This window comes from Candidatus Microbacterium colombiense, from assembly GCA_029203165.1.
Taxonomy (GTDB): Bacteria; Actinomycetota; Actinomycetes; order Actinomycetales; family Microbacteriaceae; genus Microbacterium; species Microbacterium colombiense.
This window is the reverse complement of the sequence record CP119308.1, coordinates 2,056,976-2,075,812: the sequence shown is the minus strand read 5'-3', so window position 1 is coordinate 2,075,812 and position 18,837 is coordinate 2,056,976. Positions and strand designations below refer to the sequence as shown.

The window sequence follows — 18,837 nt, the reverse complement described above, 5'->3', positions numbered from 1 at the left end:
CGTACCGAGGAGTCCAGATGAAGATTCACAACCCCTTCCGCACCGCCCTGGTGGCGACGCTCGGCGTGGGGTTGGGCATCCTGCTGATCGGTAGCGTGCAGAGTCTGTCGACCGTGTTCCTGTACCTCGGCACGGCGCTCTTCCTCAGCCTCGGACTCGATCCGGTCGTCGCGTATCTCGAGCGGCGGCGACTGCCTCGCTGGCTCGCGGTGCTCGTGACCATCGTCGGCGTTCTCGGCGTCTTCACCGGCATCGTCCTCATGGTGCTGCCGATGATCGTGTCGCAGATCACGCAACTGATCGACCAGATCACCCGACTCGTCAGCCGCCCGACGCTCCTCTCCGACATCGAGGAGTGGATCACCGGAGTCTTCCCCAATCTCGATGTGCAGCGTGTGCTCGTCGAAGCTCAGACCTGGCTCATCGACAATATGGGCGACATCACCAATAAGGTGATCAACGCGAGCGTGTCGATCGTCGCAGGGCTCTTCGGCGCTTTCATCGTGCTCATCCTCACGATCTACCTCACCGCCTCCACTCCGTCGCTCAAGCGCGCGGTCTACCAGCTGGCTCCTGCTTCCCGCCGGGAGCGGTTCATCGACCTGGCCGACCAGATCACCGACTCCGTCGGCTACTACGTGATGGGGCAGCTCTCCCTCGGTGTGATCAACGGCCTGCTGAGCGCGGTCTTCCTGTCGATCATCCAAGCGCCGTTCCCGGCGGTGCTCGCCGTCATCGCCTTCTTCTTCTCTCTGATCCCGCTGGTCGGCACCCTCACGGGCTCGACGCTGATCGTGCTCATCTGCCTGATTCCGGGGCTGGGCTCACCCGCCACCGCGATCGCCGCGGGGATCTACTACCTGATCTACATGCAGATCGAGGCGTACGTGATCTCGCCGCGCATCATGAGCCGGGCCGTGTCCGTTCCCGGCGCCGTGGTCGTCGTCGCCGCCCTTGCCGGCGGCAGCCTCCTGGGACTTCTGGGGGCGCTCATCGCGATCCCGGTCGCAGCGAGCATCCTGATCATCTACCGTCAGGTACTCATCCCCCGGATGAACGAACTCTGAGACCGCTCAGACTGCCGGCCAGTGCGTGGGCAGCGGCAGCGCCTCGGGATTCACTGCGGCGACGATCTCCGTGAGCACGGTGCGCGTCTGGGTCTCGCCGACCCACAGATGCTTCCCGCCCTCGACGGCGATCAGCGTCGCCTGCGGGATCGAGGCGAAGCGTGTCCGTGCTTCGTCCGGACGCAGGTAGTCATCGAACTCCGGAACGAGAACCACCACGCGGTGGTCCGTGCCCGCCCACGCGGCAACCTCTTCGGCAGTCGCCCTGTGCAGCGGCGGGGAGAGCAGGATGACGCCTTCGATGTCGTGCTCACGCCCGTACTTCAAGGCGAGCTCGGTTCCGAAGGACCACCCCACCAGCCAGGGGCGAGGCAACGCGCGCTCACGGACGAAGTCCATGGCGGCCGCGACATCGAACTGCTCGGACGCTCCGCCGTCGAACGCACCGTCGCTCGTTCCCCGCGGCGACGTCGTCCCTCGGGTGTTGAAGCGAAGCACGGCGAGGTCGGCCAGCGCCGGGAGACGCGCCGAGGCCTTGCGGAGGATGTGCGAGTCCATGAACCCACCCGCGGTCGGCAGTGGGTGCAGCGTGACGAGCGTGGCCGTCGGCTCCCCCGTCTCCGGCGTCGCCAGCTCACCGACGAGAGTGAGTCCGTCGGCCGTCTGCAGCTCGATGTCCTCTCGACGTGCCGGCAGTTCCAACGGTCCACGAATCTCGATGCTCACGCGATCCTCCAGCAGTGCGTATGCCAATGGCGGCGCGCGGCGAGGTCCGCCGCGTCACCGAGGACTCCGTCAGCACGCCAGGCGACCAGATGCGCCGTGCCGGACTGCACGAGCTGACCGCACCCGGGGCAGAGGTATTCCTTCTGCGCCTGCGCCGCCGAGACCGGCTGAATCGTCCATTCGGATCCGCGACGGGTCTCGGTGCGCTTCCACCCGGCGATCAGGTGCTCGAGGGAATCCTCAGAGTCCGGGCGCGCGGGACGCCGTTTGTGTGAGCGTGGCACGGGGAGAGGTCACCACCAGTGGTTGTTGGTCCAGAAGCTGTACGCCCCGGCCCAACTCCCGTAGCGACCCGTCGCGTAACCGGTCGCCCAACGAAGGTTGTCGACAGGGTTGTACCCGTTGCCGGGGACCTTGCTGCACGGCAATGCCTGCACGAGACCACACGCTCCCGACGAGGAGTTGGTGGCGTTGGGATTCCAACCGCTCTCGCGCGAGACGATGTAGTCCACGTAACCCATGTCGGCCTGGGCGATGCCTGCCGCAGCCATCCACTCGGCCGGCGCACCGCCGCCGCTGTACATGACAGGTCCGCCTCCGCCGCTGGAGCCGCCCGACGTGGTCTCAGCGACAACCGGCTTCGGCTTGGGCTTCGGCTTGACGTAGACCTCGAAATCGCCACGGGCGATCGGCGCGATCTCGGCGCCTTCGACCGTCACCGTGAGGTTCTGAGTGTCGGCCAATGCAAGCGAGTACGCGGAGTCCGGGGTGTCGGCTGTTGCCTTGTCGGCCAGTGCGACACCGGTCGGAGCCACCATGGCTCCGGCGAATCCGACGACGGCGATCGCGCTGAAGACACCGACGACTCCGCGCCGACGAGACCATCGACGGGTGCCGCGGCGCGCAGAGGTCGCCACCGCTGCCGGCACCAGGGAGGCGTTGCTTCGTTCGAGGTTCATGTCGTTTCGGGAGTTCACGATGAGAGACAGTCTACGCAATCACGTCTGAGACGACCATGGGAGGGTCAGCGGACCGCGAGGATGACGTCGATCGTCGCGTCGAGCAGAGCATCCACCTGCTCCTCGCGGTACCCGCCGCGCTGCATGCGGAACGCGGCGGAGCGCAGCTGCTCGACCGTGAGAGCCTCGCCGTCTCGGAGGTAGCGAACGATACGGGCGGATACGTGATCCACTTCGTCGACGCGATATCCGAAGGTGAGGACGCCGGTGCGGGCGAAGCGATGGCGCGCAGGACGTGCCAGGTGATCGAGGATCACCTGCGCATCCTCCCGTGCCCGCTCGACCCACGCGCCGGCTCCCTGCGAGCGGACGACACGTTCACGCTCGCGCGCCGCGAAGGCATCCTCGACTCGTCCGAGCGCGGCGTCGACATCCGCCACGAGGTAACCGCCCCGCACCAGAGGGAACGACGCCGTGCGCACATCGGCGGCATCGAGCTGGTCGCCGCCCACCTCGAACTCCCGGCGTGCCGAGGCGAGGAAGGCATCCACAGCGGAACGGTGGTAACCCAGAGTGCGCCCGGTCGTCAGGACGAATGCCGGCGGGGCCTCCTCCACGCTCGCTTCGAGCGGAGTGCTGTCGTTCGTCACAGGACCATCCAAGGGGAGAGAAGGAAGTAGAGGCAGAGAGCGGGCACCGTGGACGGGAGGATGCTGTCGAGTCGATCGAGCAGTCCGCCGTGTCCAGGCAACCAGGAGCTCATGTCCTTGATACCGATGTCGCGCTTGAGCATCGACTCACCGAGATCGCCGAGCGTGGCCGACAGAAGGATGGCGGCACCGAAGATGAGACCGGCCCACCACGGCAGCTCGAGGAGGAAGAGCGCCAGGAGTACGCCCACGATCAATGAGGCGGCCACTCCCCCGGCGAAGCCCTCCCAGGTCTTCTTCGGGCTGATCTTCGGCGCCATCGGGTGTCGCCCGAAAGCGAGCCCCGCTGCATACGCTCCGGTGTCAGCCGCGACGGCGATCGCCACGAAACTCAGCACCCACCACTGGCCTCCCTCCTGCTTGAGCAGGATGAGAGCGACGCCAGCCAGGAAGGGCACGTAGATCTGCACGAAACCGCCGACGACGGCATCGCTGAGGACGTCGCCGTACGTACGGCCGTCCTTCGAGATCATCTGAGCGATCAGGCGCCAGACGATGACGAAGGCCACCGCCACGAACAGCACGATCCAACAGAGCCAGATCTCCGCGAAGTATGCCGACAACACGAGGATCGCCGCGGCGATCAGTTGCGGGACGACATCGATGCGTCGTCCCGCTGAGCGCAATGCGCGAGAAAGTTCGTAGACGCCCAGCAAGGCGGCCGCGAGAGCGAACGGCACGAACAACGCCTTTATGAACAGCAAGGACGCGAGGAGGGCTGCTCCGAAGGCGAGGCCGATCACGATGGCAAGGACGAGATCCCGCCCCGTGCGCTGTTTGATCCGCTCGTTGGCTTGGTCGATCTGGTCACGCGCGTGGGAGACGTGCGTTCCCAACTCGTCACGGGCCGCTCGCCACTGTTCGCGGATCGCGTTGTGATCCGCGGTGTCCAACTGTTCGGTGGTCACGACATCGATCGCCCCGGGCACAGCCCCTTCGACAGGGAGTGGCGGACGAGGCGGAACGCTCGATGCGTCGAACCCCGGGAACGCCGCATCTGCGAGAGGGACGCCGGCATCAGGGACCGCCGCATCCCGCGCCTCGCGGCGCGGTGGCGTCCCTTCTGCATCCTCACGCGTGTCGTCGGACATCCCGGTTACACCTCGAGGAGTTCTGCCTCTTTGCGCTTGAGCGCGTCGTCGATGAGATCGACGTGCTGACGGGTGAGAGCGTCCAGCTCCTTCTCACCGCGAGCGATCTCATCTTCGCCGAGCTCGCTCTTCAGCGCGTCCAACTCGTCCTTGCCCTTGCGACGGATGCCGCGGACATGAACCTTGGCGTCCTCCGCCTTGGACTTGACGAGCTTGACGTACTCCTTGCGACGCTCAGCTGTCAGCTCAGGCATCGAGACCCGGATGAGGTTGCCATCGTTCGTGGGGTTCGCCCCGAGGTTCGGCATGTCGCGCACGGCCTGTTCGATCGCCTTCAGCGCCGACTTGTCGTACGGCGTGATGATCAGCGTGCGTGCTTCCTGGTTGGCCAGCGAAGCCAGCTGCGCAAGCGGCGTTGGCGTGCCGTAGTAGTCCACCAGAACCTTCTGGAACATCTGAGGGTTCGCACGACCGGTGCGCACCGTGGAGAAGTCCTCCTTGGCAGCCTCGACCGCCCTGGTCATACGGGAGGTGGTTTCAGCGAGGACGTCCGCGATCACGGTGACTCCTATCGTCGGGGTGTTCTGAAAATTCTATCGGGCTGAGCTGCCTCACCCCAGCACACACTCAGGCGGTGACGAGGGTTCCGATTGGCTCGCCGAGCAACGCACGGGTGACGTTGCCCGCCGGCTCCATACCGAAGACCCGCATATCCATGTTGTTGTCCATGCACAGGCTGAACGCCGTCGAGTCGACGACCTTGAGCCCACGCTGAAGTGCGTCGCGGTAGGTGACCTGCTCGATCCGCTCAGCATCCGCATGCTTGTTGGGGTCCGCGGTGTAGATGGCGTCCACGCCGTTCTTGGCGACGAGAACCTCCTGCGCACCGATCTCGAGCGCACGCTGCGCGGCGACGGTGTCGGTGGAGAAGTACGGGAGACCGGCGCCGGCGCCGAAGATGACGACGCGGCCCTTCTCCATGTGACGCTCGGCGCGACGCGGGATGTAGGGCTCAGCAACCTGGGTCATCGCGATGGCGGACTGCACGCGCGTCGCGGCTCCTGCCTGCTCGAGGAAGTCCTGCAGAGCAAGCGCGTTCATGACTGTTCCCAGCATGCCCATGTAGTCGGCGCGTCCACGGTCCATGCCGCGTTGGCTCAGTTCCGCGCCGCGGAAGAAGTTCCCCCCGCCCACGACGATGGCGACCTCGACACGATCGACGGCAGCGGCGATGTCGCGAGCGATCTGACCGACGACGTCCGGATTCACGCCCAACTGGCCGGCTCCGAAGGCTTCCCCGGAGAGCTTGAGAAGGACGCGGCGGCGTCCTGTGCGTTCAGTCATGGGTGTGTGTCCTCTCGTCCCGATTCAAGATAGTGCCTCGTGGGCACGAAGAAGGGGTTCGGATCTCGATGATCCGAACCCCTTCGACTCTGCTACGCGCCGACCTTGAAGCGCGCGAAGTCCGTCACGGTGATACCGGCGTCCTTCGCCACCTGGGCGACAGAGAGCTTGTTGTCCTTTGCGTAGTCCTGCTCCAGCAGTGCGACCTGCTTGATGAACGCGGACACGCGACCCTCGACGATCTTGGGCAGTGCCGCCTCCGGCTTGCCCTCGTTGCGGGAGATCTCGGTGACGATCTCGCGCTCCTTCTCGACGGCGTCTGCCGGAACGTCCTCACGGGCGAGGTACGACGGGTTGGCGAACGAGATGTGCTGGGCGATGCTGCGCGCAGTCTCGGCGTCGTCACCCGAGTAGGCGACGACCACACCGATCTGCGGCGGCAGGTCCTTGCTCGTACGGTGCAGGTAGACCTCGACCTTGTCGCCCGAGATCGTGCGCACGCGACGCAGTTCGACCTTCTCGCCGATGATCGCGGCTTCCTCGGAGATGACCTGCTCGACGGTCTTGTCGCCCGCCTGGGCGGCGAGACCGGCCTCGACCGACTCCGCCTTCACGGCGGCGACGGCGTCGGCGACCTTCTCGGCGAGCGTGATGAAGCGCTCGTTCTTCGCGACGAAATCGGTCTCGCAGGCGAGCTCGATGAGCGTCACGGCACCGTCCTGCTCGCGAGCGACGATGAGGCCCTCGCTGGTGGAACGGTCGGCGCGCTTCGCGTTGCCCTTGGCACCCTTCAGGCGCAGGATCTCGGTGGCCTTCTCGACGTCTCCGTCGGCCTCCTCGAGCGCCTTCTTGGTGTCGACCATTCCCGTGCCGAGCTGCTCGCGCAGCGCCTTGAGGTCGGCGATGGTGAAGTTGGCCATGTGTGGTGGCTCCTTGCTTCGTTATGTATGTCGGTTCGAGGGGATTACTTGGCGTCAGCCTCGGCAGCGGGTGCCTCGACCTCGGCGTCGGCAGCAGGTGCCTCGACCTCAGCGTCGGCAGCAGGTGCCTCGACGACCTCGGCGGCAGCTTCGGTCTCGACAGCGGCCTCCTCGGCCGGAGCCTCGAGCAGCTCGCGCTCCCAGTCGGCGAGCGGCTCAGCGTCGCCCGTCTCGGGGTTGTGCTTCTGCTGCAGGCCCTCGGCAGCGGCGTCGGCGATGATGCGCGTCAGCAGCGAGACGGAGCGGATCGCGTCGTCGTTGCCGGGGATCGGGTACTGGAAGTCGTCCGGGTCGGCGTTCGTGTCGAGGATGCCGATCACGGGGATACCGAGCTTCTTGGCCTCATCGATCGCGAGGTGCTCGCGCTTGGCGTCGACGACCCAGATGGCCGAAGGCGTCTTGGTGAGGTTGCGGATACCACCGAGGGACTTGTGCAGCTTGTCGAGCTCGCGCTTCTTGAGAAGCAGCTCCTTCTTCGTGAAGCCGCTGTTCGCCGGAGTCTCGTAGTCGAGCTCCTCGAGCTCCTTCATGCGTGCGAGACGCTTGGAGATCGTCTGGAAGTTGGTGAGGAGTCCACCGAGCCAGCGCTGGTTGACGAAGGGCTGGCCCACGCGGGTCGCCTGCTCGGCGAGGATCTCCTGCGCCTGCTTCTTCGTGCCGACGAAGAGGATCGTGCCGCCGTGGGCAACGGTCTCCTTGACGAAGTCGTAGGCCTTGTCGATGTAGCCGAGCGACTGCTGGAGGTCGATGATGTGGATGCCGCTGCGCTCCGTCAGGATGAAGCGCTTGACCTTCGGGTTCCACCGACGCGTCTGGTGTCCGAAGTGAACGCCGCTGTCGAGCAGCTGGCGGATGGTGACCACAGCCATGGTCGTCTCCTGGTTCTGGCGCGCTCTGCGCCGTTGAGGTTGTCAAGCCGATCGAAAGGATCGAACTTCCTGGTACCCGGCGCACACCCGCCTTCTCGAGGAGAAGGACCTGAGGGAGTGGATGCCACGACCGGAGTCGCAATGGGCACGCGTAGTCACCCCGATATCGAGGTGCTCCCCCAGCATACAGGATCACAGGCCCACTCCCCCTGCACTGTGCGACCGCGGACGCACTTGTGCCCTGCTCATGGCGTCATCGTCATCGCGAGACGCAGTACCGCTACAGAATTCCCGGATGAACCTTTCATGTCGACTCCTCGTCGGATGCCTCCTGATCGTCTGCACCCTGCTGGTACCGGCTGGCGCTGCAGCGGCCGCGCAGGATTCGGGAGCGCCGACCGGCCGACCACCGACCTCATCGCCGGTCCCATCGTCGCCCTCACACGGCGATCCGGCCGCCCTGTGGCGCTGGCCTCTCCCCGGACCGCGAATCGTTTCGGTGCCCTACCGGGCGCCTGCACACGAGTACGGCGCCGGGCACCGCGGTATCGACATCACGGCAGCAACGGGGGCGCCGGTGAGCGCTCCCGCCTCGGGAGTGGTCGCCTTCCGCGGTACGGTGGTCGATCGTCCGCTCATCACGATCGAACACCCCGGAGGCTTCGTCTCGACGCTCGAGCCGGTCACGTCCTCACTCGACCCCGGCGCGGTGGTGAGTGCAGGCCAGCCGATCGGAACCGTCGCGACCGGCGGGCACGCGCCGACCGACGCCGTGCATCTCGGCGTGCGTCAGGCCGGGGTCTACATCGATCCGATGCTGATGTTCGGTCCGGTGCAGAGAGCAGTGCTACTGCCCTGCTGCGATGCCCGCTGAGCGCGCGCAGGTGTCAGGCCCGCGGATGCGCCAATCGATACGTCGCTGTGAGCCGCTCGGAGGACACGTGCGTGTAGATCTGTGTCGTGCCGAGGCTCGCGTGGCCGAGGATCTCCTGCACCGCGCGAAGATCCGCACCACCGTCGAGCAGGTGGGTCGCTGCTGTGTGCCGCAGGGCGTGCGGACCCACCGTGTCAGCGCCGACGATCGGCGAGAGCACGCGTGCGACCAGCGCGTAGACGGTGCGGGGTCCGACTCTCGCGCCCCGCGCTCCCAGCAACAGCGCGGGTGACGAGGCGGCAGCACGCGCGGAGAGCACCGGTCGCGCGCGCCGCAGGTAGGCGCCGATCGCATCGCCGGCAGGGGACCCGAAGGGCACCACCCGCTCCTTCGCGCCCTTCCCGAGTACACGCGCGGTGCGCCGATCGAGGTCGATGTCGTCGATGTCCAGCCCGCAGAGCTCTGACACCCGGATGCCGCTGCCGTAGAGGATCTCGAGGATCGCGTGATCGCGCATCGCGATCGGTTCGCCCTCTGCGGCTGCCGCCCGTTGACCGTCGAGCAGCGTCGACATCGCGTCATGAGAGGCGACCGTGGGCAGCGAATGCCCCCGCTTCGGAGCGATCAGTCGCAGACTCGGGTCGTGCGGGATCAGCTCTTCCTCCTGCGCCCAGCTGAAGAACGAGCGTGCCGCCGCCGCGCGCCGCGCCATCGTGGATCGCGCGTCACCGCGCTGTGTCGCCTTCCACAGCCACTCTCGGAGCACTTCCAGGTCGACCACATCGATCGGCATGTCGCCAGCGGACGCCGCCAGGTCACGAAGGTCGGAGCGATACGCCTTGATGGTCGCAGGTGAGAGACGTCGCACGTGCGAGAGGTGGTCCAGGAACACCTCGGATGCGGACGTCAGCTGCATATGCACAGCATGCCGCTGAACACATCCCCATCGGCAACGCCCCGCCGTCGGCCCGCGAGGTCACAGCGCCTCACCCTTCGCCGCTGCTGTCGCCCTCCACCCGGATCCGGATCGGTGGATGGCCCCCTCCAGTTCGAGCAGGCCGAGGAGCGCGTGCACGCGCTCCTCGGAAAGCCCCGCACGACGAGCGAGTTCTGTGGATGACACCGAGGCTCGTGTGCTCAGAGCGTCCATCAGACGCACACGCTCAGGATCTGACCCCGCACGCTCAGCCGACGCCGCCGTGCTCGTGATCCCCAACAACTCCCTGACCTCGGCGGCCGACGTCACACAGGTCGCGTCGTACTCCCGCAGCAGGCGATGACACCCGGCCGACGAGGGCGACGTCACGGGTCCGGGCACGGAGCCGATCGCGCGGCCCAGCGTAGCCGCATGCCCGGCGGTGTTCAGCGACCCGCTCCGCCACCCCGCCTCGACGACGACGACCGCCTGGCCGAGGGCGGCGATCAGACGATTTCGCGCGAGGAACCGCCATTTGGTCGGGGCTGCTCCGCACGGCACCTCACTCACGACAGCACCCTCCCGGGCGATCTGGCGAAGCAGGCCGTGATGTCCGGCCGGATACGCGCGATCCACCCCACCTGCAAGGAACGCGACGGTCTTCCCGCCGATCGCCAGCGCCGCGCGGTGAGCCGCGCCGTCGATGCCATAAGCGCCGCCCGACACGATGACCGCACCACTCTCAGCGAGATCTCCCGCCATCTCGGCGGCGACGAGGTCGCCGTAGCCACTGGAGGCGCGTGCACCGACCATCGAGACTCGCGGTTCCTGAACGAACAGCCTCGGATCGCCACGCACCCAGAGCGCGGCCGGAGCGTGTGGGCCCAGGTCGTCGAACGAGAACGGCCAGTGCTCGTCACCGGGGATCACAAGCCGCGCGCCCACCTCCACGGCGCCGAGCACCGCTTCTCGCACCCGCTGGGGGTCAGCTCGCGGCATCCATCGGGCCCGCGCCTCGGCCAGCGAGCGTTGCGTTCGGGGCTCAAGCGCCGTGATCATGTCGGAGTGCGCCGTCCGCGCCCTCCCCAGCCGATCGAGCGACAGCGCATGGCGGAGCGCACCTTCAGCACCGAGCGCGCCGATCAGTGCGCCGGCGACACCGTCTCCCGGCTCTGCGATCACGCTCCACGCCGCTCGGGCGAGAGAATCGCCGACGTGATCGCCCCCATGCAACTGTCGCAGTGCGAGACGGAGTGCATCATCGCCCAGCAGCGCGTCGATCACGGCGTCAGCCCTCTCCTCAGATGCAGGGCACGCCCGACTTCATCGAGTGACGGTCGTTCTCGCTCAGCGATGTCGGCCATGGTCCACGCGAGTCGAAGCACGCGATCATAGCCACGCAGCGTCAGAGATCCTCGTTCCAATGCCCGGTCCAGCGGGCCGCGGGTCGGAGCGTCCAGCCGCCAGGCGCCTTGCCGCAGCCAGGTGCCTGGCACCTCCGCGTTCCGTCGCCACGGTGTACCGCTCCACCTCCGGGCCGCTCGATCGCGAGCGGCCCGCACACGCTCCCGCGCGATAGCCGACGTCACGGGCGCCCTGCCGGCCGCCGTGGCCGTGCGAGCGGCAACCCGAGCGACAGGCAGGTCGATGTCGACGCGATCTCGTAGCGGCCCAGACAGGCGCGTCGCATAGCGGCGGATCGCCATCGGCGGGCAGATGCACTCGGAACCCCTCACTCCGAAGTTGCCACAGGGACAGGGATTCATCGCCAGAACGAGCTGGAATCGCGCCGGGAACCGCGCCGTGAATCCCGCTCGGTGCACCTCGATCGTCCCCGACTCCAACGGCTGCCGCAGGGAGTCGAGGGCGACCCTCGAGAATTCGGCGGCCTCGTCGAGGAACAGCACCCCACGATGAGCCCGGGCGATCGCTCCCGGCCTCGCCACCCTCGACCCTCCGCCGACCAATGCGGCGACGGACGCGCTGTGGTGTGGTGACTCGATCGGCGGCACGACATCCAGACCGCCCACCGGTTCACCGCTCAGGGAGCGGATCGAGGCGACTTCGAGTGCCTCCTCGTCGCTGAGCGCGGGGAGGATATCCGGCAACCGTCGAGCGAGCATCGTCTTACCCGACCCGGGTGGTCCACTCAGCAGCAGATGGTGGCCCCCGGCGGCCGCAGTGATCAACGCCTCCACCGCCTCTGTCTGGCCCATCACATCGGCCAGGTCGAGCATCTCCCTCGCCGGGGGTGCGACAGAAGCCCCGCCGACGGGATCCACCTCGGGAACGTCGACCTCCGCCCCGTGCCATACCGCGACCTCGGCGAGGGTCGCGGCGGCACGGACGTCGATCCCCGGCACGAGTCGCGCCTCCTCCTCGTTGGCCTTCGGGACGATCACACGGTCGAAGCCCGCCCTGGCTGCCGCGAAGACCGCGGGCAGAACCCCGGGCACCGGCCGCAGCCGTCCGTCGAGTCCCAGTTCACCGATGTGGACCGTAACGGCGATCGCCCGTCGGCCGATCAGACCACCGGCAGCCAGAGCGCATACGGCGATGCCCAGATCGAACGCCGATCCGTGCTTGGGAAGGCTCGCCGGCGACAGGTTGATCGTGAGCCGTCGCCGCGGAAGGTCCAGGCTCGCGTTCTTGCACGCGTTGTGCACCCGCTGCACAGCCTCACCGAGAGACTTGTCCGGCAGCCCGATGATCTTGAACTCCGGGGTCTGGTTGGACAGGTCTGCTTCGACCTCGACGAGATGGCCGTCGACACCCGTGAGCGCCACCGCCCAGGTGCGTGCCGTACTCATCCGACGTCCAACAGGTGTTCGAGGAGCGCCGAGGCAGGATTCGGACCGGTGATGCCGATCGCCTCGATGCGGATCGTCCTGTCCTGCGCCTGCACCGAATGCGCCGCTGCCCAGGCGTGCGCAAGCCGCCAGAGTCTGCGCCGCTTGCGTTCATCGACCGCCTCGAAGGGGTGACCGAACGCGGCGGACCTCCGCGTCTTCACCTCGACGATCGCGAGGTACTCCCCCTGCGATGCCACGATGTCGATCTCGCCCTGCGCGCACCGCCAATTCCTGTCGAGCACCTCATACCCGAGAGATCTGAGGTATCGCGCCGCTCGTTCTTCGCCTGCTCTGCCGAGTACATCCTTCGCTGCCATGCCCTCAGCATCGCGATTTCCCTGACCGCGTGGACGGCAGGTGCCCCCTCGAACGCGGAAGTCGAAGAGAACTCGCGAATCATCGGAACGGTGCAGAACCAGTGAGGAGGTTCACGCTCTCCGCGAAGCGGTCACTCTCCGTCGAGAGACAGCTCCTGCGGCAGTTCGAATTCCCGCCGCTGCAGTTCCTCGACGTTGACATCCTTGAACGTCAACACGCGAACGGCCTTCACGAAACGGTCTGCGCGATAGATGTCCCACACCCATACATCACTCATCGAGATCTCGAAATAGAAATCGTGCTCGGTGTCGCGACGTACGACGTTCACCTCGTTGGCCAGGTAGAACCGACGCTCGGTCTCGACGACATACTGGAACTGCGACACCACATCCCGGTATTCGCGGAACAGCGCCAGCTCGAGCTCGCGGTCGTAATCGTCGAAGGCTTCCTCATCCATGATGAATCCATCCTAGAGTCGCCCGGCCTCGCAGCCGCACCGCACGTCTCTCAGAACAGCGTCGGTGCATCCGTGATCGCCCAGGACGCGCGGTGATACGGGGACAGGCCGCTCGACCGGATCGCTTCTCTGTGCTCCGCGCTCGCGTACCCCTTGTTGCGGTTCCACTGATAGTCAGGGTGACTGTCATGCAGTTCGGTCATGAGGGTGTCGCGTGCGACCTTCGCGATGACAGAGGCTGCTGAGACGGAGGCGCAGTCACGATCGGCCTTGACCACCGGACGTACGCGCAGGGGCGAGGGATGCACCGCCGACACGTAGTCGTGATTCCCGTCCAGCAGCACGAGCGCACCGGTGATCCCGATCCCCTGTCCGGCGATGCTCGACACCGCACGGGATGCCGCCAGCCCTAGCGCGCGCATGATGCCGACCGCGTCGACCTCTGCAGCAGTCGCCCACCCGACAGCCGAACCCTGCACCCAGTCGGCCGCCCGGAGCGCGAGCTCCGGCCGGCGCTTCTCCGTGACGAGCTTGGAGTCGCGCAGTCCCTCTGGCACGCGGCGCCGGGCACCGGTGGCGTCCATCACGGCCGCTCCGACCGCGACCGGCCCTGCCAGCGCTCCGCGTCCGACCTCATCGAGGGCGATGATCAGATCGCACTCGTTCAGGAGCTTGCGCTCCAGAGTGAGCTTCGGGGCGACGACGGTCATCTCGGATCCGGGACGCCGTTGAAGATCTCGTGATGTCCGTCGATCGCCCCCATGCGATCGAGCGGCCACGTCGTCAGGAACGCCTTGCCCACGACGTTCTCCAGCGGCACGAACCCACCGCTCGGCAGGTCCTGGTGGGCGCGTGCGTCGCGGGAGCGATCACGATTGTCACCGAGGAGCCACAGCGATCCTTCGGGCACGACGACGTCGAACGGCTCGTTGGATGCGGCGGTATCGCCCTGAGGAAGATTGAGGTAACCGAGCTCATCGATGGCGGCACCGTTGATCGTGATCTGCCCGAGCGCGTTGCAGCAGACCACGTGATCACCGGGAAGACCGATGATCCGCTTGACCAGGTGGTCCTGCGCGTCGGTCGCCGCGATACCGACGAAGTTGAGCACCCAGTCCACGGCCTGCACGAGTGGCGGCGCAGCCGGGGTCTGCGGCATCGCATCCAACCAGCCGCCCGGATCCTTGAACACGACCACGTCGCCACGCTCGTAGGCCGTCCAGCGTGGCGTCAGCTCGTCGACGAGGATCCGGTCCTTGATGAGCAGAGTGCGCTCCATCGAGGCCGAGGGGATGTAGAACGAGCGCACCACGAACGTCTTGACGACGAACGACACGACGGCAGCGATCAGGATGATCACCAGGACGTCTCGGAGGAAGACCAGGACTCCGCGACGCCGCTTGGACGCGGGCACGGACGGAGAGTCAGTCGTCATCAGGTTCCTTCACGAGTCATGCACCGCGTGCGCGCGGCAGTAACAAGGTTCGCACACCGGGGGAAGAACACAGCACCCCGGGACATCGTGTCCCGGGGTGCTGTGGAGAACCTGCGCGTCAGCGGTCGCGCTTCTCCTTGATCTTGGCCTTCTTGCCACGAAGCTGGCGAAGGTAGTACAGCTTGGCGCGACGCACGTCACCGCGGGTGACGACCTCGATGTGGTCGATCACCGGGGAGTGCACCGGGAAGGTACGCTCCACGCCGACCTGGAAGCTGATCTTGCGAACCGTGAAGGTCTCACGAACGCTGTCGCCCTGGCGACCGATGACGACGCCCTGGAAGACCTGGATACGCGAGCGCGTGCCCTCGGTGATGTTGACGTGCACCTTGACGGTGTCACCGGGGAAGAAGTCCGGAATGTCGGACCGGAGGGAAGCCGCGTCTACGGCGTCGAGGATCTGCATGATCGTCTCTCTCTGCACTCGCCACAGGTCGGATGCATGATGTTAGGAAAAGAATGGAAGTGTGTGCCGTACGGCGCAGATGCGTCCGCGGGTTCCCCTGAGGCAGAACCGGTCACGGCACGAAGATCCATTCTGCCATGAATGGCGGTGCCGTCCAAAACGTCGACGGTCAGGCGCGCGGGTCGACCTCACGGACGACGATGACCTCATGTGCCCTGGTCTCCGGTGCGGGCTCGTCCGCGCTGGGGATGGTCGACCAGGCGATCGTCTCCCGAAGGCGTGCACCACTCCCCTTCGCTTCGTTCCACAGCTGCCACAGCTGCAGCCAGAACAGGGCGAGTCCGGCGACGACGGCTCCGGTCAACAACCAGGGGAATGCGCCGTCGATGAAGAAGCCGACGGCGATGGTCAGGCCGTGCCACGCCGTGAAGCCCAGCACATCCCACCACGACACGGCCCGCTCGATGCGGACTGACGGTCGCGACCGTGTGAGGAGCGTCAGCAACAGCTGACCGACGAGCACCGAGGGGATCGCGATGAACAACACCCAGAGGATCGCCCAGCCACCCTGGAACACACCCCATCCGACCAGGATCCACAGCGGCAGCAGGAAGGCCGCCGGAAGAAGCCAGCGGAAGAATGCCTGTCGCAACCACATGGAGAAATCGTACGACGCCACCCCGCGGCCCGCCCCGGTGTTCGCTGTGAGCGCTCGTCGACGGCGCGCCGATGCGAATCGGAGAGAATGGAAGCGACGAGAGGACACCCCTGATGATCGAACTGCGCACCCCCGCCGAGATCGACGAGATGCGCGCCGCGGGCCGATTCGTGGCCCAGACGCTGGCGACGCTGCGCGAGGAGACCAAGGTCGGCACGAACCTGTTGTCGATCGATCGGCGGGCGCACGACCTGATCCGCAAGGAGGGCGCCGATTCCTGCTACATCGACTACCACCCGTCGTTCGGCGCGAGTCCGTTCGGCAAGGTGCTGTGCACGTCGGTCAACGACGCGGTTCTGCACGGGCTTCCCCATGATTACACGCTGCGCGACGGCGACCTGGTCTCGCTCGACTTCGCGGTCTCAGTCAACGGATGGGTCGCCGACTCGGCGCTCTCGTTCGTGGTCGGCACACCACGGGAGGAAGACCTTCGTCTGATCGACACGACGGAGCGCGCACTGGACGCGGCGATCGCCACCGCCCTGGTCGGCAATCGCATCGGCGACATCTCGGCCGCTGTCGCCCACGTCGCACACGACGACGGCTACTCGATCAACACCGATTTCGGCGGCCACGGCGTGGGGCGCACCATGCACGGCGACCCGCACGTTCCCAACGACGGCCGCCCCGGACGAGGTTTCCCGCTGCGCGCAGGGTTGGTCTTGGCCCTCGAGCCCTGGTTCCTCGCGACGACCGACGAGTTGATCACGGACCCCGACGGATGGACGCTGCGGAGCGCAGACGGGTCGCGCGGCGCGCACTCGGAGCACACCGTCGCCATCGCCGATGACGGACCGATCGTGCTCACCGATCGTTCGTTCCTCGGCGTCGACTGATCGTCCGGATCCCGACACCGCGCGGAGTGGCCTGAATCCGAGTCATACGAGCAGCAGCGGGGTATGCCATCCTGAGTCCATGATTCCCCAGGATCGTCACGTGCCGGAGCGCCTCTTCCTGGCTCGGCACGGGCAGACGATCTGGAATCAGGAGCGACGACTGCAGGGGCAGCTCGATTCTCCTCTCACCGCCGACGGGATCGCCCAAGCCCAGTCCGTCGCCCAGCATCTCGATGGTGCCGGAGTGACCGTCGTGTGCTCCAGCCCGCTGGGACGCGCGCTTCGCACTGCCGTGATCATCGCCGAGCGCCTCGCCGTGGAGATCATCGAAGTGCCCGAACTCGCGGACATCCACCATGGCGAGCTGGCCGGCATGACCTGGGATGAGGTGGATGCGGCCTTCCCCGACGCCCGGGAGCAGAGAGCATCGAACCGCTACGGCTGGGCGTTCCCCGGCGGGGAGAGCTATGCGCAGGCGCGAGCGCGAGCGCGGAAGGCACTCACAAGTTGCGGTTGGGCGACCTCAGGATCGCCGCTGCTCGTGAGTCACGAGATGATCGGGCGCATGCTGCGCGCCGAGATCCGGGGACTCGACGCCGCCGGTGCCCTTGCCCTGCGGCACCCGCACGGCGTGGTGTTCGAACTCGACCGAGGTGCCGAACGGATGCTCTAGGACTGATCCTCGAGCGGCGGGAGAAGGTCGGGACGACGGCGCCGCGTGCGCTCGAGCTGCTGCTCGCGTCGCCAGGCGGCGATCACCGCGTGGTTGCCACTCAAGAGCACATCGGGCACGGCGTGGTCGCGCCACATCGCCGGCTTCGTGTACGACGGGTACTCGAGCAGTCCGTCCTCGTGCGATTCCTCGACGAGGCTCTCGGGGTTCCCCACGACACCGGGGATCAGACGCCCGATCGCCTCGATCATCGCCATCGTGGCGACCTCTCCCCCGTTCAGGACGTAGTCGCCGAGGCTGATCAGTCGCACCTCGCCGAGCGTCGCCGAATAGTCGAAGACCCGCTCGTCGATCCCCTCGTAACGGCCGCAACCGAACACGAGATGGTCACGGGAGGAGAGGTCCCGCGCCGTCGCCTGGGTGAACACCTCGCCCGCCGGCGACGGGAAGATGATGGTCGGACGTTCCGAGTGCGCCGTGACCTCGTCGAGCGCGAGACCCCAGGGCTCCGGCTTCATCACCATGCCGGCGCCACCCCCATAGGGAGTGTCGTCGACGGTCCGGTGCCGATCGCCCGTCCACTCGCGCAGGTCGCGCACGTTCAGATCGAGCAGGCCGGTGCTCTGCGCTCTGCCGAGCAGGGACAGCGTCAGGCCGTCGAAGTAGGTCGGGAAGATCGAGAGGACATCGATGCGCACGGGAGATCCGTATCCGTCGTCACTCTGCCGTGTCGGAGTCGTCGTCCGCGCTCGGCGCGTCGTCGGTCTCCGGCAGCTCTTCGAAGAGTCCGGCCGGCGGCGTGACGATCACACGGCCGAGTGCCACGTCGACCGACGGGACGATCGCCTGGACGAAGGGGACCATGATCTCCTTCTCACCCGAGCGGACGATCAGAAGATCCTGTGCGGGGAAGTGATCGACGCGAACGACGCGCCCCACCACCACATCATCGCGAACCACGTCGAGTCCGACGAGCTGGTGGTCGAACCAGGCGTTGTCCTCGATCTCATCATCGTCCTGATCGATCCACAGGATCGCGCGGACGAGACTCTCGGCGCTGTCGCGGTCGTCTACGTCTTCGAAGAAGACGACCGGGCTGCCGTTCATGACCCGGTACTCACGTACCGTGATCTCCTTGCCGTGCCACGGAGATGCCTCGGGCACCTGCAACGTGAACGCGGCTCCGGTGAAGAACCTGCGCTCGGGATTGTCCGTGTAGAGCTCCACCTTGAGTGCGCCCTTGAGGCCATGGGCCTTGACGAGGCGCCCGACGCGCAGCTGATTCTTGCCCTGGTTGCTGTCTTTGTCCACCACGTCAGTCGTCCGCGACGTCGACACGGACACGCCGGCCGTCTGCCAGCGCCGTGACGAGGGTGCGCAACGCCTTCGCGGTGCGGCCGCCGCGCCCGATCACACGTCCACGATCGTCGGGGTGCACGCGCACCTCGAGGAGATCGCCTCGCGGCGATGTGGATTCGTTGATGTGTACATCCTCAGGGTGATCGACGATCCCCTTGACGATGTGTTCGAGCGCGGCGGCGAGCAC

25 protein-coding genes are annotated in these 18,837 nt (G+C 66.7%); 4 read left to right on the top strand and 21 right to left on the bottom strand.

Annotated features, from left to right (window positions below; all coding sequences use genetic code 11):
• The first annotated feature begins 17 nt into the window (after positions 1–17).
• A complete protein-coding gene (locus P0Y60_10010) occupies positions 18–1,067 on the top strand; it encodes an AI-2E family transporter (GenBank protein WEK59712.1) in 1,050 nt (349 codons plus the stop codon).
• A 6-nt stretch (positions 1,068–1,073) separates the two neighbouring features.
• Here P0Y60_10010 and P0Y60_10005 read toward each other — a convergent pair whose 3' ends face one another.
• The 9 genes from P0Y60_10005 to rpsB all read right to left on the bottom strand — a co-directional run bounded on the left by P0Y60_10005 (position 1,074) and on the right by rpsB (position 7,746).
• Positions 1,074–1,787, bottom strand: coding sequence for an alpha/beta hydrolase (locus P0Y60_10005; GenBank protein WEK62891.1), 714 nt, complete (start codon positions 1,785–1,787; stop codon positions 1,074–1,076).
• A 2-nt stretch (positions 1,788–1,789) separates the two neighbouring features.
• On the bottom strand, positions 1,790–2,077 hold the full coding sequence (locus tag P0Y60_10000) for a hypothetical protein (GenBank protein WEK59711.1): 288 nt from the start codon (positions 2,075–2,077) through the stop codon (positions 1,790–1,792).
• Between the two features lie 9 nt (positions 2,078–2,086).
• Positions 2,087–2,752, bottom strand: coding sequence for a transglycosylase SLT domain-containing protein (locus tag P0Y60_09995; protein WEK59710.1), 666 nt, complete (start codon positions 2,750–2,752; stop codon positions 2,087–2,089).
• A 65-nt stretch (positions 2,753–2,817) separates the two neighbouring features.
• A complete protein-coding gene (locus P0Y60_09990) occupies positions 2,818–3,402 on the bottom strand; it encodes a DivIVA domain-containing protein (protein WEK59709.1) in 585 nt (194 codons plus the stop codon).
• On the bottom strand, positions 3,399–4,553 hold the full coding sequence (locus tag P0Y60_09985) for a phosphatidate cytidylyltransferase (GenBank protein WEK59708.1): 1,155 nt from the start codon (positions 4,551–4,553) through the stop codon (positions 3,399–3,401). The genes P0Y60_09990 and P0Y60_09985 overlap by 4 nt, the downstream gene beginning before the upstream one ends.
• Positions 4,554–4,558: 5 nt before the next feature.
• Entirely contained in the window at positions 4,559–5,113 is a 555-nt protein-coding gene (gene frr / locus P0Y60_09980) for a ribosome recycling factor (GenBank protein WEK59707.1), read from the bottom strand.
• A gap of 67 nt (positions 5,114–5,180) precedes the next feature.
• Positions 5,181–5,897 (bottom strand): UMP kinase, encoded by a 717-nt coding sequence (gene pyrH / locus P0Y60_09975; GenBank protein ID WEK59706.1) that lies wholly within the window; start codon positions 5,895–5,897, stop codon positions 5,181–5,183.
• Between the two features lie 92 nt (positions 5,898–5,989).
• The gene (tsf, locus tag P0Y60_09970) at positions 5,990–6,817 is read right to left on the bottom strand and encodes a translation elongation factor Ts (GenBank protein WEK59705.1); all 828 of its coding nucleotides are present in this window, start codon (positions 6,815–6,817) and stop codon (positions 5,990–5,992) included.
• A gap of 44 nt (positions 6,818–6,861) precedes the next feature.
• Complete coding sequence (gene rpsB, locus P0Y60_09965; GenBank protein ID WEK59704.1) at positions 6,862–7,746, bottom strand: 30S ribosomal protein S2; 885 nt, start codon at positions 7,744–7,746, stop codon at positions 6,862–6,864.
• A 499-nt stretch (positions 7,747–8,245) separates the two neighbouring features.
• Here rpsB and P0Y60_09960 point away from each other — a divergent pair, with 499 nt between their 5' ends.
• Positions 8,246–8,620: a M23 family metallopeptidase gene (locus tag P0Y60_09960; protein ID WEK59703.1), complete on the top strand. Its 375-nt coding sequence runs from the start codon at positions 8,246–8,248 to the stop codon at positions 8,618–8,620.
• A gap of 13 nt (positions 8,621–8,633) precedes the next feature.
• Here the strand turns inward: P0Y60_09960 and P0Y60_09955 are convergent, their stop codons facing one another.
• The 9 genes from P0Y60_09955 to P0Y60_09915 form a co-directional block, all read right to left on the bottom strand.
• Positions 8,634–9,536 carry a tyrosine-type recombinase/integrase gene (locus P0Y60_09955; GenBank protein WEK59702.1) on the bottom strand — a complete coding sequence of 301 codons (903 nt, stop codon included), beginning with the start codon at positions 9,534–9,536 and terminating at the stop codon, positions 8,634–8,636.
• Between the two features lie 60 nt (positions 9,537–9,596).
• The gene (dprA, locus tag P0Y60_09950; GenBank protein ID WEK59701.1) at positions 9,597–10,820 is read right to left on the bottom strand and encodes a DNA-processing protein DprA; all 1,224 of its coding nucleotides are present in this window, start codon (positions 10,818–10,820) and stop codon (positions 9,597–9,599) included.
• Positions 10,817–12,346, bottom strand: coding sequence for a YifB family Mg chelatase-like AAA ATPase (locus P0Y60_09945; protein ID WEK59700.1), 1,530 nt, complete (start codon positions 12,344–12,346; stop codon positions 10,817–10,819). The genes dprA and P0Y60_09945 overlap by 4 nt, the downstream gene beginning before the upstream one ends.
• Positions 12,343–12,705: a YraN family protein gene (locus P0Y60_09940; protein WEK59699.1), complete on the bottom strand. Its 363-nt coding sequence runs from the start codon at positions 12,703–12,705 to the stop codon at positions 12,343–12,345. The genes P0Y60_09945 and P0Y60_09940 overlap by 4 nt, the downstream gene beginning before the upstream one ends.
• Before the next feature lie 131 nt (positions 12,706–12,836).
• Positions 12,837–13,163 (bottom strand): DUF2469 family protein, encoded by a 327-nt coding sequence (locus P0Y60_09935; protein WEK59698.1) that lies wholly within the window; start codon positions 13,161–13,163, stop codon positions 12,837–12,839.
• A 50-nt stretch (positions 13,164–13,213) separates the two neighbouring features.
• Positions 13,214–13,873 carry a ribonuclease HII gene (locus P0Y60_09930; GenBank protein WEK59697.1) on the bottom strand — a complete coding sequence of 220 codons (660 nt, stop codon included), beginning with the start codon at positions 13,871–13,873 and terminating at the stop codon, positions 13,214–13,216.
• On the bottom strand, positions 13,870–14,598 hold the full coding sequence (gene lepB, locus P0Y60_09925) for a signal peptidase I (protein WEK59696.1): 729 nt from the start codon (positions 14,596–14,598) through the stop codon (positions 13,870–13,872). The genes P0Y60_09930 and lepB overlap by 4 nt, the downstream gene beginning before the upstream one ends.
• Before the next feature lie 118 nt (positions 14,599–14,716).
• Complete coding sequence (gene rplS / locus P0Y60_09920) at positions 14,717–15,064, bottom strand: 50S ribosomal protein L19 (GenBank protein ID WEK59695.1); 348 nt, start codon at positions 15,062–15,064, stop codon at positions 14,717–14,719.
• Between the two features lie 169 nt (positions 15,065–15,233).
• Positions 15,234–15,722 carry an MFS transporter permease gene (locus tag P0Y60_09915; GenBank protein WEK59694.1) on the bottom strand — a complete coding sequence of 163 codons (489 nt, stop codon included), beginning with the start codon at positions 15,720–15,722 and terminating at the stop codon, positions 15,234–15,236.
• A 113-nt stretch (positions 15,723–15,835) separates the two neighbouring features.
• On the opposite strand from P0Y60_09915, the gene map reads away from it, so the two are divergent.
• Together map and P0Y60_09905 are read left to right on the top strand one after the other, a co-directional pair.
• The gene (gene map, locus P0Y60_09910) at positions 15,836–16,618 is read left to right on the top strand and encodes a type I methionyl aminopeptidase (GenBank protein ID WEK59693.1); all 783 of its coding nucleotides are present in this window, start codon (positions 15,836–15,838) and stop codon (positions 16,616–16,618) included.
• Positions 16,619–16,697: 79 nt separating this feature from the next.
• Positions 16,698–17,291: a histidine phosphatase family protein gene (locus P0Y60_09905; GenBank protein WEK59692.1), complete on the top strand. Its 594-nt coding sequence runs from the start codon at positions 16,698–16,700 to the stop codon at positions 17,289–17,291.
• Here P0Y60_09905 and trmD read toward each other — a convergent pair.
• The 3 genes from trmD to P0Y60_09890 are packed head-to-tail and all read right to left on the bottom strand — an operon-like array spanning position 17,288 to position 18,837.
• Positions 17,288–17,989, bottom strand: a complete 702-nt coding sequence (gene trmD, locus P0Y60_09900; protein ID WEK59691.1) for a tRNA (guanosine(37)-N1)-methyltransferase TrmD — start codon at positions 17,987–17,989, stop codon at positions 17,288–17,290. The two genes, P0Y60_09905 and trmD, sit on opposite strands and share 4 nt — an antisense overlap.
• A gap of 19 nt (positions 17,990–18,008) precedes the next feature.
• The gene (rimM, locus tag P0Y60_09895) at positions 18,009–18,605 is read right to left on the bottom strand and encodes a ribosome maturation factor RimM (GenBank protein WEK59690.1); all 597 of its coding nucleotides are present in this window, start codon (positions 18,603–18,605) and stop codon (positions 18,009–18,011) included.
• 1 nt (position 18,606) lies between these two features.
• Entirely contained in the window at positions 18,607–18,837 is a 231-nt protein-coding gene (locus P0Y60_09890; protein ID WEK59689.1) for an RNA-binding protein, read from the bottom strand.